Origin of the sequence: Bradyrhizobium sp. WSM2793 (assembly GCF_000379585.1) — a bacterium.
Lineage (GTDB): Bacteria > Pseudomonadota > Alphaproteobacteria > Rhizobiales > Xanthobacteraceae > Bradyrhizobium.
Map to the genome: position 1 here is coordinate 99481 of NZ_KB902783.1, position 17044 is coordinate 116524.

The following is a 17044-nucleotide window of genomic DNA, read 5'->3' on the forward strand; positions in this document are numbered from 1 at the left end:
AGCGGATGTGCTAGCGCGCGTCGCGTGATTGTCGGCTGCTGCTATTGCGCGAGTCCGACGACTTTCTCGACTTCGTCTGCCAGGGCTTGAATGTCTCGATCGGCAGCATCGCCAGGCATGAAGCTCGCGACCGACTGCCCGTAGGTAAAGGATCGGACGAACGCGAGGCGGCTTGCGATCGGAGGGGCAACAATCTCACCGAAATCGCTCAGCTCTTCGACAAGTTGACGGCCCTCGAGCGTGCGGCCGTCGAGCCGGTTTGGGACCAGAATCACCTGAACGCGATCTCGTCGGCGCTCGCGCGCCGCCTCGATGATCGCAAGTGTCTGGGCCGTTGCGTCCAGGTCCAGTCCTGAGGCGGTGCAGGGGACAAGAATCAGATCCGCCACGGCGATCGACGCCCCCATTCCACGCGCGTTAGGGGCCGTATCGATGACGACCATGCCAGCTTGGATGTTTCGGACCCCCTGTGCCCAGCTGGATACTGAAACGTCCTCCAATGCCATTTCGTAGACAGGGAATTCCAGATTGCCCAATTCTGCCCAATGGGCGGCGGAGCGTTGAGGATCGCTGTCGACCAGCGCGACATCGTGACCCCTGCGGGTTAACTCGGCGGCGATACAGATCGCGATCGTCGTTTTGCCGACGCCGCCCTTGCGTTGGGTGACGGTGATGGTTGTCCGCATCGGTCGGGAAGAATTCATGCGGCGCTACAATAACAAGTGATCGTATTCTCGGCGGATTCGGTCGGTGCTCTTCATCTCGCGGGCTACCGGCCGCTTGCTCCTCGTCCAGTGAGGCGGGCGAAGCTCGTACATATGGTCTCCACACATGCCTCGTCGACGAATTTCGTATGGGTACGGATCAAACCGCCTGCCACTTGGCGAGAAAAGCGTCACTCGATCACGATTCCCCTGCGTCGCCGCGCGAAGTTAACACAATATGACATTGCCTCAAATTCGAGTTAACAGCGCGTGAATTTGATGCTTGACAGTGATTGTGCGTCGCTACTAACATTCAACATAACAAAAATAGCCGGCACCTTAACATTCTAAAATAAGATGCGGGTAAGCCGGGCGGATGCAACCTGTTTGCTCCCGCTCAAGTCGCAGCACATTCAGCCTCAAGCACCTTTGCCGCTGATTGGCGCGTCGTGTCATCATCAGTAAAACTTGAAAGGGGGTACCATGGCCGTCTCGTACCTGACGAAGACTGAGCTGGGCCAATTTCTTCACCAGAACGGAAACCACATCGAGGCGAGCGTCAGATCGGCGTTGATCGATTCGCTCGAGCAAAGCGGTGTATTCAGTGACGATCCCGGGGATGCTTCGCGGGCCTGGTTCGAGTCCGGACCGTTCTCCGGAGGGAGCGTTCCGCCGGTCGTTAACGTCCTCGACGTTTCGCAGTCCACTACGGTCGAGACTACGCCGAACCTGAAGGCGATCATCCTCGATGACGCCGGCGGCAAGACGCTCGACGTGATCGGCGGCGATAACGACGTGTTCGTCGCCATGGGCAAGGGTTCCGACAGCGTGAACCTGTACGATAGCGGCGACGACACGGTCTATGGCGGCAGCGGCAACGATGCGATCCATGGCGGGCACGGCAATAGCTCGCTGTTCGGCGGCGCCGGCAATGACAGCATCTATGGCGGCACTGGCAACGATACGTTGACCGGCGGCACCGGCAACGACCGTCTCGAGGCGGGCTCCGGCGCTCAGTTGCTCGAAGGCGACGGTGGCAACGACCTCCTGAAAGATCTGTCGTCGGGGCACAGCACGCTGTCCGGTGGCGACGGCAACGATACGCTGGTCGGCGCGCAGGGCGATGTCTTCCAAGGCGGTGACGGCAAGGACGTGTTCTGGGTCTACGGCGGCGGGGCTACTGCGAACTCGACGCTGCAGGGCGGAAGCGGCGACGATACGTTCCATGTCCAGACCCATACCGGAAACGACACGATCGTTGGCGGCACCGGCACGGACACCGTTGATTTCGCCAATCGCTCCTTCTTCGATGTCACGAAGATCGACGTCGACGCGAAAACGAGCACCTACACGCTACACTTCAGCGACAACCAGACGGTCGCGGTCAGTGGCGTCGAGGATCTCCACTTCACCGATCAGGACGTCCATCTGCCGAAGCTCTGATCCGGCTCATGCATGCTATTCTTGTGAAGGCCCCGCTCACGGCGGGGCTTTTGCTTTGTCTCTCAAGAGTAAAGGCGTCTTCGACCTACTGTCGTCTTATCATTGCCATGTCTTGCTTCGATGCTGAGGGCTAATGTTATCACCCGGCGCTCTCCGGGCGCCCATACCAGGAACGGATCTTGTCTGCCAAGATGAAACGCTTGCTCAATGCGGGCTCGGGACCCGGTACGGCCCAGCGCATTGCCCGGATGATCGTCGACCATGGCTGGGAGGAGACCAGGTTCGACATCGATCCGGACGTCAAACCAGATGTGCTCGGCTCGATCCTTGATTTGAGCGGTGCGTTCGCGCCTCAGTCCTTCGACGCGGTTTGGTCATCGCACGTGCTCGAACACCTCTATGCTCACGAGGTCTATCCGACGCTGCGTCAGTTCCACCAGGTCCTGAAGCCCGATGGATTCGCGTTGATCATGAGCCCGGATGTGGAATCAGTCGCTCAGTTCATCGTCGAGCACGGCATTGCCGCAATAGCCTATCATTCGCCGGCGGGGCCGATCAGGCCGCTCGACATGCTCTACGGCCATTCGCGCGCGATCGGGGAGGGGCGCGTCTACATGGCTCATCGCACCGGGTTTACGGCGGAGCGACTCGGCAATCTGCTGCTGATGGCCGGCTTTCCGAGCGTTTCAGTCCGCACGCAAAATTTCGAGGTCTGCGCGCTTGCACTGATGCCCGGGGCCGACGGTGAAGCCATCCAGACGTCTTTGTTAGAATCCGGCTTCAATTTTCAGGAAGTCCCGGCCTGACCTACCGTGAGTGCGGCCATTCCCTACAATTTCAACGATAAGTGTGGCTGGCCTTTTTGTTGCGCAATGTTATACTTATAGCTGAGCGCGGAAGTCTTAACATAAATGGCAGATAGCTTGACGTCCATGACCGTCCACGGTGTCGGTGAGCAGAACCTGGCCGACGCAGCACCCGCATCTGCACTGGGGTGCCTGATCATCGTCGCACGACAGCACGGGCTGCACCTCACGTCCTCGCAGCTCGTTCAAGACAACCTTCTGGCGGACGAGAACGTCACGCTCGATCAGCTTGTCCGCTGCGCGGAGAAAGCGGGCATGCGGGCGAAGTGCGTCAAGCTCGATTGGGGCGGACTATCGCATCTGAAGAAGGCGCTCCCGGTCATCGTTCGGCTTCGCAATGGGAGTCACATGGTGCTCCTGCGTGTCGAAGGAGACGCCCACAATACGCGCATCGTGCTGAGGGATCCGAACGCCGCGGAAGACGCGCTGCTCGTGATCGACCAGCCACGATTTGAAGACATCTGGTCCGGCGATGTCGTCCTGGTCAAGCGCAACTACGAGATATCGGACGAAGCGCAGCCGTTCAGTTTCGGCCTCGTGGCCGCGTTGTTGTTCCGCGAACGCCGTATGGTCCGCGACGTGGCGATTGCTGCCGTGATCCTCGGGCTTCTCGGCCTGGCGCCGATCATGTTCTGGCGCCTGTTGTCGGACAAGGTGATCTTCTACAAAGCGTACAACACGTTCTATGTGCTCTGCGTCGCGATGCTGGCGGTCATAGCTTTCGAGGCGTCGTTCTCGTTCTTGAGGCAGTTCCTCGTCCATCGCTTGACGACCAGGCTCGACGTCAAATTGTCGACCTACGTCTTCGAAAAGGTCCTCAACCTTCCCATCGACTATTTCGAGCAGACGGCCGTCGGCCTCGTCGCGCGCGACATTCGCGAAGTCTTTCGCATCCGCTCGTTTCTGATGGGCCAATTGTTCGGCACCATCCTCGACTCCACGACGTTGATCTTCTTCCTGCCCGTCATGTTCTTCTTCAGCCCAGTCATGACGTTCGTGGTTCTCGCCTTGGCGGGCTTGATCGTCGCGTGGCTCGTCCTGATGCTGCCGAATTACCGCAAGGCGTCGACCGCCGTGTTGGCCGCGGAGGGCGCGCAGGGCGCTTTTCTGGTTCAAACCTTGAACGGCATCCGGACGATCAAGTCGCTCGCACTCGATACGCGGCAGCGCCACATGTGGGATGTCCTGGTCGCACGCGTTGCCAAGGCCCGACTCGTGGAAGGCATGACCGGAAACGCCATCCAGTCGGTGGTGCGTCCGCTGGAGCGGCTGGCTGTCAGCGGCTCCTATGCGCTCGGCGTCTATCTCGCACTTGAAAGCAATGATCCGGTCTATATCGGGGCGCTGTTTTCCTTCCTGTTGCTGTCGCAGCGTGTTTCGGGTCCGCTGATGCAGATGGCGCAGCTCATCAATCAGTACGACGAGGCGCGAAGTGCGGTTGCAATCGTCGGCGGTCTGGTCAACCGGCCGGCAGAAGAGGGGCGTTCCAGTCACGGCGTGCGTTCACCACTCGAGGGCAGGGTGGAGTTCTCCGGCGTCACCTTCAAATACAAGGGAGCGCTATCGCCGACGCTGAACAACATCTCCTTCGAAATCCCGCTGGGGACAACTTTGGGCGTGATGGGCAAGAGCGGATCCGGCAAGACCACGATTACGCGGCTGTTGCAGCGGCTACATTCCGACTATGAGGGATTGATCAAGATCGATGGAATCGACGTTCGCGAGTACGACATCGACCATCTCCGCCGTAACGTGGGCGTCGTGCTCCAGGAAAATTTCCTGTTCAGTGGAACCATCCGCGAAAACATCACCGCAGCCAAGCCGGACGCGTCCTTCGATGATGTGGTCAGGGCGGCGAGGCTGGCGGGCGCGGAAGAATTCATCGACAAGCTGCCGCGTGGCTACGAGACGTATATCTATGAAGGTTCGCCCAACCTCTCGGGAGGGCAGCGGCAGCGGCTTGCGATCGCGCGTGCGCTGATCGTCAATCCGCCGATCCTGATTCTCGATGAGGCGACCAGCGCGCTCGACGCCGACAGCGAGGCGATCGTGAACGCTAACATTACGCGCATCGCGCATGGCCGGACGCTGATCATCATCTCGCATCGGTTGTCGTCCCTGACGAAGGCAGATGCGATTCTCGTGCTCCATCGTGGTGTGGTCGACGATATCGGGCGGCATGAGGAGCTCCTGGAACGCAACGATATCTACAGCTCGCTGTGGTATCAGCAGAACACGCATTTGGTGCCGGCAGCCCGCAACGATCGGCCGAGATTCCGGAGTCCGACACTTGTCTCCTGATGGTGCGCTTGCGACTGTTCGCCAATTTCAATCGGAAACGGATGCGATCCGAGAGGACGCCGAGCCTCTGATCGCGAGAGCAACGCTGTTTGTGCTCTCGGCCTTCATAGTCACGATCGTTGCCATTCTGGCGCTGACGCGAATGGATCGCGTCATCACCAGCGTTGGGGGGCGGATCGTGCCGGTGGGACAGATCAGCGTCCTCCAGGCGCTTGATCCATCGATCATCAAGACGATCGACGTGCGGGAAGGCGAGCAGGTGCAGTCGGGACAGCTTATTGCGACCCTGGACGCGACCTTTACGTCGGCGGACCTGACGCAGGCGAAGTTGCAGATCGCAAGCCTCGAGACGCAGGTGGCGCGCGATGAAGCCGAGCTGAACCAGCATCCGCTGGTCTTTGCGAGCAGGCCGGACCCCGACTACCAGAAATACGCGACTTTGCAGAAGGCGCTCTATGATCAGCGGACGGCGCAATATACCGCGCAGATCAACAGCTTCGAGTCGAAGATCAAGCAGACCCAGGCGACGATCGAGAAGCTTCGCGGCGACGATGCGAGATATCGGCAGCGCGACGAGATCTTGCAGAAGATCGAGACCATGCGCACGACGCTGGCCGAGCACGGCACGGGCTCGCAGCTCAATATGTTCATCTCCCAGGACGCGCGGCTTGAATTGCTGCGAACCCTGGAGAACACCCACAACAGCCTGATTGAAGCCCAGAATACGCTCGCCGCGGCGATCGCGGACCGTGACGCCTTCAAGCAGCAATGGTTTGCGCAGCTGAGCCAGGATCTGGTGACGATCCGCAACAAGCTCGACGAGGCGAGAACCTCTTACGAGAAGGCGCTCAAGCATCAGGATCTGGTCCGATTGACTGCCGCCGAAGACTCCGTCGTGTTGACGATGGCAAGGCTCTCGGTCGGATCGGTCCTGAAGCCCGGCGATCCCTTCATTACGCTGATGCCGACCGACACCAAGCTCGAGGCCGAGATTCGTATCGCCTCGCGGGATGTCGGCTTCGTCCGGCCCGGAGACCCCTGCACGATGAAGATCGACGCGTTCAATGCCGCGGAGCATGGTACAGCCGACGGCAAAGTACGCTGGATCAGCGAGGGCGCCTTCACCACCGACGACGATGGAAAGCCTATCGATGCCTACTACAAGGCGCGGTGCTCGGTGGACTCGACCAACTTCAAGGATGTGCCGAACAACTTCCGCCTGATTCCCGGCATGACACTTGGGGGAGACGTCCATGTGGGCACGCGGGCGGTCGGAATGTATCTGCTTGGCGGAATGCTGAAGGGCATCCGGGAGGCCATGCGTGAGCCATGATGCCGTTGACCCGATCGCTTCTTCAGTGGCTTCGGCCTGCGTCTCCCGGATCCGACGAAAGGCGGCTTGGTCCGGCAGAGGCCGCGTTCGAGCGCGGTCACTATCTGGAGGCGCTCAAGCTCTGGAAGCGCAACTCGCAAAACGGTGACGCGGAAGCGGACTATCGGATCGGCATGCTCTACGCCAAGAACCAGGGAGTCGTAGGCAGTATCCCGGATGCGGTGGTATGGTACGAACGCGCGGCGCGGCGAGGTCACGTCGAGGCGCAGTATCAGCTCGGCCTGATCTATCTGTACGGAGTCAGCGCCAGCCTCGGACCGAATAGGCCGGAGACTTGGCGTCAATCCTCCGCCGCGCGATTGGGTGATACCGCATCGAATGTGCATCACCTGGTATTTCCGCACGGGACCAGTGTCGCCAAGGACATTAGTGCCGCGTTTCGCTGGATATCGGCCGCGGCCGAAGCCGGCAAAGCGGAAGCTCAGACCATCCTGGGCAATCTCTACAGCGAAGGGCAGGGGTGCACGAAGGACTTCGCTGCTGCACTTCGTTGGTATCAGGCGGCGACCGATCAGAAATTTGCCCCGGCCGAGTTCGCGCTCGGCGATGTCCATTATCAGGGCCGCGGCGTACCCGTCGATTTCGCGCAGGCTGCGATCTGGTATGGCAAGGCCGCCGCGCAGGATCACGTGAGGGCGCAGATTGCGCTCGCATTCATGACGTTGAAGGGCGCCGGTATCTCCGAGGACCCCACCGAGGCGGCGCGCCTGTTCCAGTGTGCGGCCACGCATGATGATCCGATCGCGCTCTACAACATCGGTCTGTTACGGCTCGGCGGAAAGGGCGTCGCCAAAGACCTCGATCGCGCCGAGACCGCGCTACGCAAGGCGGCGCGGAAGGATTACCTTCCGGCAATCCAGGCGCTCGCGGAATTCTATTCGCACGGAGCCGACGCCGAGCCCGATCTGCGGGAAGCGGCGGTCTGGTACGAGAAGGCGGCCGAACGCGGTGATGTGCAGGCGCAATTCTTCGTCGGCCGCTTCCATGCAACTGGTGTCGGCGTCTCACCCAATATTCGGCAAGCCGCGAAGTGGTTCGAACGTGCGGCCGAGAATGGCCATGCCACCGCGGCGTTCAACGTTGCGATCTTCTATCTCAACGGCTCCGGCGTTCAGCGCAACGTGGAGGCGGCGATCAAATGGTTCGAGCGCGCCGCCGATGGCGGCATCAGCGCCGCACAGGTGCAGCTCGGAAAGCTCTATTCGACGGGGGCGGGCGTTCCGAAAGATCAAGAAATGGCGTCGGAATGGCTGAGCAGGGCCGCCGGCAGCGGAGATCCTGACGCCAAGACCGCCTATGCGCTCTTCCTGCTTCATCAGGATGCGTCCGACGAGAGCGTTGCACGCGCGCGCTCTTTGCTGGGCGAGGCCGCGGAATCCGGTCATCCGCCGGCGGCGTTTCAACTCGGCGCCCTGAAGATGGGCAAGTTCGGCGGGACTGCCGATACGCCAGGCGCCACTCCGTGGCTCACGCGCGCGGCCGATGCCGGCCATGTCGAGGCGCAGTACATGCTGGGACTTCTTCATCTGGATCCGAAGAGCGGCGTGGGGAATGCGCAGGCAGCGTCATCGTGGATGGCCAAGGCGGCGCGCGCGGGGCATGCGGCGGCGCAATTCCAGCTCGCCGTCATGTACTGCACGGGCGCCGGAGTGGGCCTGGATCTTGCAGAGGGTGTGAACTGGTACGAGGCCGCTGCGGAGCAGGGACACACGGTTGCGCAGTACAACCTCGCCGTGATGCTCGGGAAGGGACAGGGGCGCGAGGCTGACGTGACGAAGGCGACGGAATGGTTTCAGAGGGCCGCCGAGCGAGGCATGGCGGAAGCGCAGGTTGCGCTGGGCGACGCGTTGATGTCGGGCCGAGGCACCGCGCAAGATCGGGACGCGGCGGTCAATTGGTATCAATACGCGGCGCGGCAACGCAATGAAGGCGCCGTGCGGCGCCTCCAGTCGATCGGCGCGACACGCGATCGGGCCTTCACACCGGAGACAGAAACTTTGCGCTAGTCTGCCAGTGCGGAACGAAGCGTCCAATGCATGAATGAGTAACAATGGCTGATTTCCTTTCGAAGCTCGCGCGCGACGCCGGTCAGAGAGAACCTCGGGCAAGGCGCAGTGCTGCCGCAAGGCTGCAATTCAAGGCAGAACCGGGCGCCACAAAGCCAAACAGTTCTGCGAAGGTGCTCGCCGCCGAGGAACCGGCGAGCAGACAGCCGGAGCCGCCGCGCGAAATCGAGCAGCTATTGCCGGCCGCGGACCTTGCAGATGCCGCGCGCACCCTCAAGGGCCTCGGTCTGTTCGACGAGGACTTCTACGCCGCGAGTTATCCGGACGTGATAGCAGTCGGAGCTGATCCATTCGAGCATTTCTTCCTCTATGGCTACAGGGAAGGTCGTAAGCCAAATCCGATCTTCGACCCGATCTGGTACGTCACGACGTATCCCGATGTGCAGGAGGCGGATGCGCATCCGTTCCTGCATTATGGGACAGTCGGCGAGCGCGATGGACGGCGGCCAAGCCCCTATTTTCAGCCGGCCTGGTATCGGGAGAAGTACGGCATTCCGGAAGGCGAGAGCCCGCTTGCGCACTATCTCAAGAACCGCTTGGGCCCGTTCAGCCCGATCCCGGAATTTGACGCGCAATACTATCTTCAGGCCTACCAGGACGTCGCCGCGGCCGGCGTCGATCCGTTCGAGCACTTCATCTTTCATGGCTACAAGGAAGGGCGCAACCCGTCAGCGGATTTCGACACCAAGTTCTACATTCAGCGTTATTTCAAGGGTAAGACGGACCAGAATCCGCTTCTGCATTATCTCGAGCATCGCCATGAGGATGGCATCTATCCGTCACCTCCGGAGAACGAAGCCACGATCCCGGCGGAGATCAAGCGGTTCACCCGGCCGAGCCCACTGTTCGAGGAGCTGCGTCCATTGCCGGCCGGCGCCAAGCCGCGCGCCAAGGTGCTGGCCTACTATCTGACCCAGTTTCACGCCTTTCCTGAGAACGACAAATGGTGGGGCACCGGCTTCACCGAATGGACGAACATCGCGCGCGGCATTCCGCGGTTCAAAGATCACTACCAGCCGCGGATTCCGCGCGACCTGGGCTTCTATTCGCTCGCCGACATCGAGACCATGCGCAAGCAGGCGAAGCTCGCCAAGGCGGCGGGTGTCCACGGCTTCGTGTATTATTACTACTGGTTCAACGGTAAGCGCCTCTTGGAAAAGCCGCTGGAGCAGTTCCTCAAGACGCGCGATATCAACATGCCGTTTTGCCTGATGTGGGCCAACGAGAACTGGACACGGCGCTGGGACGGCATGGAGGGCGAAGTCCTGATCTCGCAGGACTACCTCTCCGACGATGACGAGCGCCTGTTGTCCGACTTCAACCGGCACTTCAAGGACAAGCGCTACATTCGCATCCAGGGCCGGCCGCTCCTGATGATCTATCGGCCGCGCCTCATTCCGAATACGGCGAGTGTTATCGCGCGCTGGCGATCGATCTTCGCGAAGAAATTCAACGAAGATCCGATCATCATCATGAGCCAGAGTTTTGATGATTATGATCCGGCTGCGAACGGCATGGACGGCGCGATCGAGTTTCCGCCGCACAAGCTGACCAAATACGTGCCGTTGGTGAACTCCGAAGCCAAGATCTTGGACGACACTTATGCAGGCCAGATCTATAGCTATGACGATGTCGTCAAATATTCGCTCGAGGAGCCGCGTCCGAAGTTTCCGCTGATCAAGACGGTGGTGCCGAGCTGGGACAATGATGCCCGCCGGCAGGGCTCGGGCCTGGTGATCCAGGGTTCGACCCCGCAGAAATATGAAGCGTGGCTGTCGGCGCTGGTCGACCAGGCGCAGACCCACACCTTCTTCGGCGAGTCGTTCGTCTGTATCAACGCCTGGAACGAATGGTGTGAAGGCGCTTATCTCGAGCCTGATCTGCATTTCGGCTCGGCCTATCTGAATGCCACTGCGCGTTCGGCTACCGGTCTGACCCGGGATCTGTCATTGCCCAAGGTTCTATTGGTCGGACATGATGCGTTCCCCAGCGGCGCGCAGCATCTTTTGCTCAACATCGGCAGGACGCTGCGCAGCGCCTTCAACATCGAGGTCGAATATCTCCTGCTTCAGGGCGGAGCGATGGAGGCCGAATACGCCTCGGTCGCTCCACTCACCGTGCTCAAGCAGGGCTCGGAGATCCCTGCGACACTGCGACACTTCCGGGAAAAGGGCTTTACGGCGGCCATCGCCAACACGGCGGCGAGTGGGCGCGCCGCGAAGTTTCTCGTTGAAATGGGCTTTCGGACCGTTTCCCTGGTGCACGAACTGCCGAGGATTCTGCATGAGAAGCACCTGGAGGAGATCGCACGGGCGGCGATCGGGAGTGCGCATCATGTCGTGTTCGCCTCGGACTTCGTACGCGACAAGCTCGTCGAAGCGCTCGGGCTTGACGCGACCGACGAGCGTTTCCTCATTCGCGCGCAGGGCAGCTACAAGCAGATCGAGCCGGCGCCGACGGAGGCCGCGCTCGTTCGCAAGGAATTTGGCATTGCGCCCGCCGACAAGATGGTGCTCGGCGTCGGCTATGCCGACCTGCGCAAGGGCTTTGACCTGTTTCTGCAAGTCTGGAACCTGGTGCGACGACGCGATGCAAATGTTCATTTCTGCTGGGCCGGCGGCATCGATCCAAGCCTGCAGGAATGGCTGGGACCGGAGATCAAGCGGGCCGAGGCCACCGGCCATTTCCATCTCGCCGGCTATCGTTCGGACATGCAGGCGCTCTATTCCGCCTCCGACGTCTACGCGCTGACCTCACGCGAGGACCCATTCCCGACGGTGGCGCTGGAGGCGCTCAGCGTCGGCGTGCCTGTCGTTGCGTTTCAGGACTCCGGCGGCATTCCGGGCTTCCTTCTCAAGGAGAACGTCGGCCGCGTCGTGCCCTATTGCGATGCGCCGGCGATGGCACAGGCCGTGGAGAATTGTCTGCGCTCGATGCCATCGGACGCCGAGCGTGCCCGCATGGCTGAGATCATCCAGACCAAGTTCGCCTTCGCAGACTATGTCCGCGATCTCCTGCGGCTTGCCGTTCCATCCGTGCCCACCGTCTCGGTCGCAGTGCCCAACTACAACTATGCGCACTGCCTGCCGGAGCGGCTTTACACCATCTTCGACCAGAACCATCCGGTCGAGGAAATCATCGTGCTGGACGACTGCTCGTCCGACGACAGCATTTCCGTCATCATGAAGCTTGCGGACCAGCGCCAGCGTGATCTCACCCTCGTCATCAATGAACAGAATTCCGGCTCGGTGTTCGCGCAATGGGCGAAGGCTGCCGAGATGGCGAAGGGGGAGTTCCTTTGGATCGCCGAGGCCGACGATCTCTCGGAGCCGACCTTCATCTCCAGCCTGCTCGCGCTCATGCAGGGCGATCCGGACATCGCCATCGGGTTTACCGACTCGAAGTCCATTGATGCCGACGGCGCGCATCTCTATGCGAGCTATAAGCCCTATTACGCCACGATCGAGCCTGGTGCGCTATCGCGCAACGAGATCTTCGGCGGTCGCGACTTCGTAGCTCGTTACCTTGGTGTCCGGAATACGATTCTGAATGTCAGTTCAGTTCTGTGGCGTCGGGAGGCGCTGTTGCGCGCACTGAGTGCGTGCCACGACCGTCTAACGGACTTCCGGATGGCTGGTGATTGGTTGCTCTATCTCGAGGCGCTTGCGGCACCGGGCGCGAAAATTGCCTATGTCGCCGATCCCCTCAACATTCACCGTCGCCATGCGGCGAGCGTCACCCATTCGTTGAAGGCGCAAAAGCACATCGAAGAGATCGATACGATGCACCGCCTCGCGCGCGAGCGGTTCGGCTTCGGAGAGCGGGAACTCGGAGCGCAGGCTGCCTACCTCGACGAGGTGTCGGTGCAATTGCTGGAAACAGCCAGCGACGCCGAGAAGCCGAAGCGGACAGCAAAAGCTGCAGCGCGCGCTGCGGCCGGGATGTGATCGTGGTGACTGCAACTAATGGCGTTTTTGGGTGATTTGATGTTTGTGCCTTCTGCTGAATCGTTGATGAGTGCCTTAAATCTCGACAAGTCCGCTTTGGATGGTTCCGGCTATGTCAAGGTGCCGGCAGGCTTGCTCAAGCTGTTGCTACAGATCGCCATAGCCGCTGCCGATTTCGACGAGGACAGCTATTTGCGGGAGAATCCCGACGTTGCAAAGGCCGTTTCTCGTGGGGAGCTCGAAAGTGCACACATGCACTACATAGGCTTCGGCTACTTTGAGGGCCGCCGTGGAGGAGGGCCGGCCGTAGATGCCGAATGGTATCTCGGCAAATATCCCGACGTCGCGGCAGCCGTTAGAGATGGTCGGGTGAAATCCGCGGAAGCACACTTTCTATCAATTGGTGGCGGAGAAGGGCGGTCGCCTGCGGCTGACTACGAAGCCGAGGCGGCGCAATGGAAATCAGCGATCAGAGGGAAGGTAGGATGAAGATGCGGTGACGATCCTTGTTGTGGCCGCAAAGTTATTTGGATGATGGTGGTGAAGGGCAATATGGGTGGGAATAAGCGCGCTACATATTGGTTTAGGATCGATATCGCCGCCGGAGGAGCACAGTGAAGATTTTTCTGCTTGGAGCAACGCCGAGCTTTTCCGCGGAAGTTGGCGAAGATCCAATTTCAAAACTGGCGAAAACCGGAGGCAATACCGGGAACCAGTTGATTGCGCGCGGGCTGCTTGATCGTATCGTATATGACGACCTCTCGTGGGATCACAGTATCGATCCCAGGGCGGTGCATGAGCGTTTCGACATGATCGTCGTTGCGGCGGCCAACTTCCTGTTTCCCAAATTCGATTTGGGCGGCATGGCGCAATATATCGAGCGGGCCGACTTGCCGGTGGCGATAGTGGGTCTCGGAGCTCAATCAAGCAGCTACGACCCGAACATAAGCTTGATGCCTGGCACCGAGCGGTTCGTGTCTCTGATTGCCGAACGTGCTGTCAGCATCGGCGTTCGGGGCCCCTACACGCAAGAAGTTCTCGCGCTTCGTGGCGTGCACAACGTGACCGTGACCGGCTGCCCTTCCTACTACATGGGAGGGCCTCACGGCATGAACATCCCCCGAAGGCCGTTTGAAGAGGTAAAGCGCCTTTCGATCAACGCGTCTCGCGACGTCATCGTTCATTCCTTCGACAAGGAAAGGATGCTTCGGCTCGTGCGCGAGATCTACAAGACGGGAATAACCTGGAAAGCGGATTTCGTTGCCCAAAGCGAACAGGCTGAAATCAGGTTGGGAGACAAGAAAGCCCGGAATGCTGAGGACTCGCTGAAGGAACTTTCGACCTTCTTGACAGGCGCCGCTCCCGAGGCCGACATACGAAAGTGGGCGACCGATCACGTGCGAGTCTTTTTTGACGTGGATGACTGGCTTGATACCGTTGGGACCTACGATTTCGTCTTCGGCAGTCGATTTCACGGCTGCATGATCGCTCTGCAGCGTGGCGTTCCCGCTCTCGTCATCTGTCACGATACGAGAACTGAGGATATGTGCCGGTTCCTCGGCATGCCGTTCGTCTCCATCGTTGACCTCGATGAGATCGATGTCGCGCAACTCTATAGTCGTGTCGGGCTCGGCAGCCTCGCGCGGCGCTATCAAGGACTCTATCCGGCATATATGCGATTTCTCACAGCAAACAAACTCATCGCTAAAAGCTGACCATCTCAAGCCGGATCCCGGGACGACAACGAACAAGCATGTAAGCACACCCGGATTGGCTGATGAGCTGATCACTCATTCCGAAATCGCGTACAAATCGTTCATATAAGAAAGACCTATCTCTCACCTTGCGGCTGAGCGATATTTCCGACCGCTCATGAGCGGAAAGCGCGTGCATGCTCAGATGACGAGTGACCGCTTCTTTGCCAGGTGCATCGACGCGTTACCCGGCATATTGCGAATTCTTGCTATCAAACAATCTGGTTGTAAAGCCGTAGCTGATCGCGGGTGAATGCGGCGGCGTTTACCTGGAGCCGTGTGCGATGCTCACTTCTCTCCCGCGTGACAGCTCTTCATAACTTCGCCCGCAGTTCTCAACATCGAGGCGGACGGATCACCCAAAGTCGGGGCCAGTGCTCCACCTTCGCTGTATTCATTCCAGGAATAGATCAGCGCGATCTGGTAGGGGCATCGATCCGGGTGCTTCGACATGAAGCGCGACGCCTGTCGGCAGGCGAAAGCGAATTCGCTAGGGGTTGCGATCGCGACATGCGCGCCTCTGTCGATGCGCGTGTAGTCCCGTTTGTCATAAGCGGGAGGGGTCTCCTTCCGCGGCCGTGAATCCCAGCCGACCATGACGGTCGGCACCACATTAACCGAAGTGTGAGCCAACTCATCTTCCCAATATTGCTCTGCGTGCCGTTGGAGCTCGGGATAAGTGCCAGATCGATTTGGTCCGAAATTTATTCCATATGTCGAAATCGCATCGGCGCCTATCTGGCTTCGGACCGTTTCAGCTGCAGCAGGCGGTGCGTGCAAGAGTACGATGTACGGATCCCGGCCGCCCGAGGATGTCGTCAGGTTTCGCAGGTGAGACAGCGATTTCCCGAGCTCGGCGAGCAAACCGTTCCAGTATGAAGGCAATAGGGCATCCAGGTAATAGAGGAACAGAAGCGGCCTACCGTCCTGCGTTCTCTGGTAGTTGTGGTCCGAAAAGAGACCGCGAATGGACCGTGTCGCTTCGTCGAATCTGTTAGCGCGACCTAGCGTGTCCAAGGTCGCTATCAGACAATAGTTCATCTGATCGGCAATGCCGCTTTGACGATGGTACTTCAGCCCCTGCATCATCGAGTGCGCGAGGTCCAGTTTGCCATCGCTGCCGTACGCCAGATATGCCCAGTAGCCGAGACCGGCCTCGTGAGCGACCCGTATCTCATGGTCGAACGAGTCTCTGGTCGCGTTGAATTGCAACGTTTTGGACTCGGTCAGACGGCTATGGAGCGGCGCACGAAACTGCCAGCGTTGGGGGCTCAGAGCTTTTTCTTCTTCATAACAAGGTTCCCCCTTCGTGTCGCAGTATTGCGCGTCCCACCTTATGGCTCCGAAGGTCGCGCATCGCGTTCTTGCGTAACTCCTTCTGGGAAGCAGGAGGGTGGCGAGAAACCCTCGCAGAAGAATCCGACGCGTTGACAGGTACGAAATAGCCGACATTTGCGGTTGCGACCAGATCGTCAGGCCATGCATTCGACTTTGAGGCGTCTACGCGGCTGCTGATCTTTCCACAATCAGCTGCACACGCCTCGCATGACATGAGGGGCAACAACTCGCAGCGCGGAAGATTGTTCCACACTCAGAGGCGTGCGCGGTTCGGGTGTCAGGCTATGAAGCTCTCCGTTCGGTTGCGAGCACAACACGGACTGAAGTTTGCTGGCCGCATGGCGCCTGATATCGACGTCATCCGTTGGCACGACGCGAACAAATCGCTCCGCAATTTCTGTCAGTAGAATATCCGGCTTGAAGTCGTCGACCAACGTCCAGTCGATGGCGGCCGACCAGACAAACATCACGGCATCTACGGTCTCGGCAAACATTCCGGTGAGCATATGAGGCCGATACTCAAAAAAGGAATCGCCGAACACGAGAAGCCGCATTTTCGCCAGAGGGTGCCTCTCGTTGCGATATTCGACGATCGATCCGACGTGCAGCAACAGATCGTTCGGCACTCGGCCGGTTTCGCGCGCGGTCACGATCTCGTTGGCCTCGACCCGGGATGCGCCGATGCCAAAACGTCCGAACCGGATCGTCTCGAACCGCTTGGGCGTCAACTTGGAGCCGAGATCCCAGCTGCCCTCGTGGGCTGGTGCGTTCCGCAGGATCAGATCTGCCTTTTGCGGTATCCCCATGTAAGAGCACAGCATCTGATAGGCGCTAAAGCAGCCTTCCACCGTCCAATGAGTATCGGTTCGATGGAATACGTCGTAGTTGCCTGTCTGCTTTCTGAGATAATTGGTTAACGGGACCAAGGTCCCGCGCAGCTCGGCATCGTCGCTCTCTTCCAGGATTTCGGCCGGGAATCTCATTTGAGACGTGATGGCGAGCGCCTTCGCCTTGAGTATCGAGAGCTTATCTGGAACGAAGCAGTGAAGGTATTTTATTCCTTTATCTGCGGCAGTTCTTTTCCTGCTGACCAGCAGAGCCTTCCATGCAGAACAGATCAATTGGAGATTTTGGTCGGATTCGGAGAAAAGACGCGCGACGTCGTTGCTGCCGCCAACCAGGAAGAGATGGCCGTCGTCTCCCTCGAAAACGTCTTTTGAGAGCTGCGGCAC

At 59.6% G+C, this 17044-nt stretch carries 11 protein-coding genes; 8 read left to right on the forward strand and 3 right to left on the reverse strand.

The window, feature by feature from the left end; translation table 11 throughout:
* Positions 1-41: 41 nt before the first annotated feature.
* Positions 42-686, reverse strand: a complete 645-nt coding sequence (locus A3AS_RS0118680) for a ParA family protein (RefSeq protein WP_018319092.1) — start codon at positions 684-686, stop codon at positions 42-44.
* A gap of 501 nt (positions 687-1187) precedes the next feature.
* On the opposite strand from A3AS_RS0118680, the gene A3AS_RS0118685 reads away from it, so the two are divergent.
* From A3AS_RS0118685 to A3AS_RS0118720, 8 genes are all read left to right on the forward strand, one after another.
* Positions 1188-2147: a calcium-binding protein gene (locus tag A3AS_RS0118685; protein ID WP_018319093.1), complete on the forward strand. Its 960-nt coding sequence runs from the start codon at positions 1188-1190 to the stop codon at positions 2145-2147.
* Positions 2148-2338: 191 nt separating this feature from the next.
* Positions 2339-2953, forward strand: coding sequence for a class I SAM-dependent methyltransferase (locus A3AS_RS0118690; RefSeq protein WP_084674851.1), 615 nt, complete (start codon positions 2339-2341; stop codon positions 2951-2953).
* A 126-nt stretch (positions 2954-3079) separates the two neighbouring features.
* Positions 3080-5314, forward strand: a complete 2235-nt coding sequence (locus A3AS_RS0118695) for a peptidase domain-containing ABC transporter (protein WP_018319095.1) — start codon at positions 3080-3082, stop codon at positions 5312-5314.
* Positions 5304-6647 (forward strand): HlyD family type I secretion periplasmic adaptor subunit, encoded by a 1344-nt coding sequence (locus tag A3AS_RS0118700; protein WP_018319096.1) that lies wholly within the window; start codon positions 5304-5306, stop codon positions 6645-6647. Before A3AS_RS0118695 ends, A3AS_RS0118700 begins: the two co-directional genes overlap by 11 nt.
* Positions 6644-8713: a tetratricopeptide repeat protein gene (locus A3AS_RS0118705; protein ID WP_018319097.1), complete on the forward strand. Its 2070-nt coding sequence runs from the start codon at positions 6644-6646 to the stop codon at positions 8711-8713. The genes A3AS_RS0118700 and A3AS_RS0118705 overlap by 4 nt, the downstream gene beginning before the upstream one ends.
* A 44-nt stretch (positions 8714-8757) precedes the next feature.
* Complete coding sequence (locus A3AS_RS0118710) at positions 8758-12720, forward strand: glycoside hydrolase family 99-like domain-containing protein (protein WP_157644293.1); 3963 nt, start codon at positions 8758-8760, stop codon at positions 12718-12720.
* 18 nt (positions 12721-12738) lie between these two features.
* Positions 12739-13209, forward strand: coding sequence for a hypothetical protein (locus tag A3AS_RS0118715; RefSeq protein WP_018319099.1), 471 nt, complete (start codon positions 12739-12741; stop codon positions 13207-13209).
* 125 nt (positions 13210-13334) lie between these two features.
* The gene (locus A3AS_RS0118720; protein ID WP_018319100.1) at positions 13335-14435 is read left to right on the forward strand and encodes a polysaccharide pyruvyl transferase family protein; all 1101 of its coding nucleotides are present in this window, start codon (positions 13335-13337) and stop codon (positions 14433-14435) included.
* 327 nt (positions 14436-14762) lie between these two features.
* Here the strand turns inward: A3AS_RS0118720 and A3AS_RS0118725 are convergent, their stop codons facing one another.
* A complete protein-coding gene (locus A3AS_RS0118725) occupies positions 14763-15686 on the reverse strand; it encodes a glycoside hydrolase family 99-like domain-containing protein (protein WP_157644294.1) in 924 nt (307 codons plus the stop codon).
* A gap of 314 nt (positions 15687-16000) precedes the next feature.
* Positions 16001-17044 (reverse strand): hypothetical protein, encoded by a 1044-nt coding sequence (locus tag A3AS_RS0118730; RefSeq protein WP_018319101.1) that lies wholly within the window; start codon positions 17042-17044, stop codon positions 16001-16003.

What these genes read in the sequence shown, in the direction of transcription:
- A3AS_RS0118715 (WP_018319099.1), top strand. Translation starts at nt 12,739, where the DNA reads ATGGCGTTTTTGGGTGATTTGATGTTTGTGCCTTCTGCTGAATCGTTG.
- A3AS_RS0118680 (WP_018319092.1), bottom strand. Translation starts at nt 686, where the DNA reads ATGCGGACAACCATCACCGTCACCCAACGCAAGGGCGGCGTCGGCAAA.
- A3AS_RS0118695 (WP_018319095.1), top strand. Translation starts at nt 3,080, where the DNA reads ATGACCGTCCACGGTGTCGGTGAGCAGAACCTGGCCGACGCAGCACCC.
- A3AS_RS0118690 (WP_084674851.1), top strand. Translation starts at nt 2,339, where the DNA reads ATGAAACGCTTGCTCAATGCGGGCTCGGGACCCGGTACGGCCCAGCGC.
- A3AS_RS0118685 (WP_018319093.1), top strand. Translation starts at nt 1,188, where the DNA reads ATGGCCGTCTCGTACCTGACGAAGACTGAGCTGGGCCAATTTCTTCAC.
- A3AS_RS0118710 (WP_157644293.1), top strand. Translation starts at nt 8,758, where the DNA reads ATGGCTGATTTCCTTTCGAAGCTCGCGCGCGACGCCGGTCAGAGAGAA.
- A3AS_RS0118705 (WP_018319097.1), top strand. Translation starts at nt 6,644, where the DNA reads ATGATGCCGTTGACCCGATCGCTTCTTCAGTGGCTTCGGCCTGCGTCT.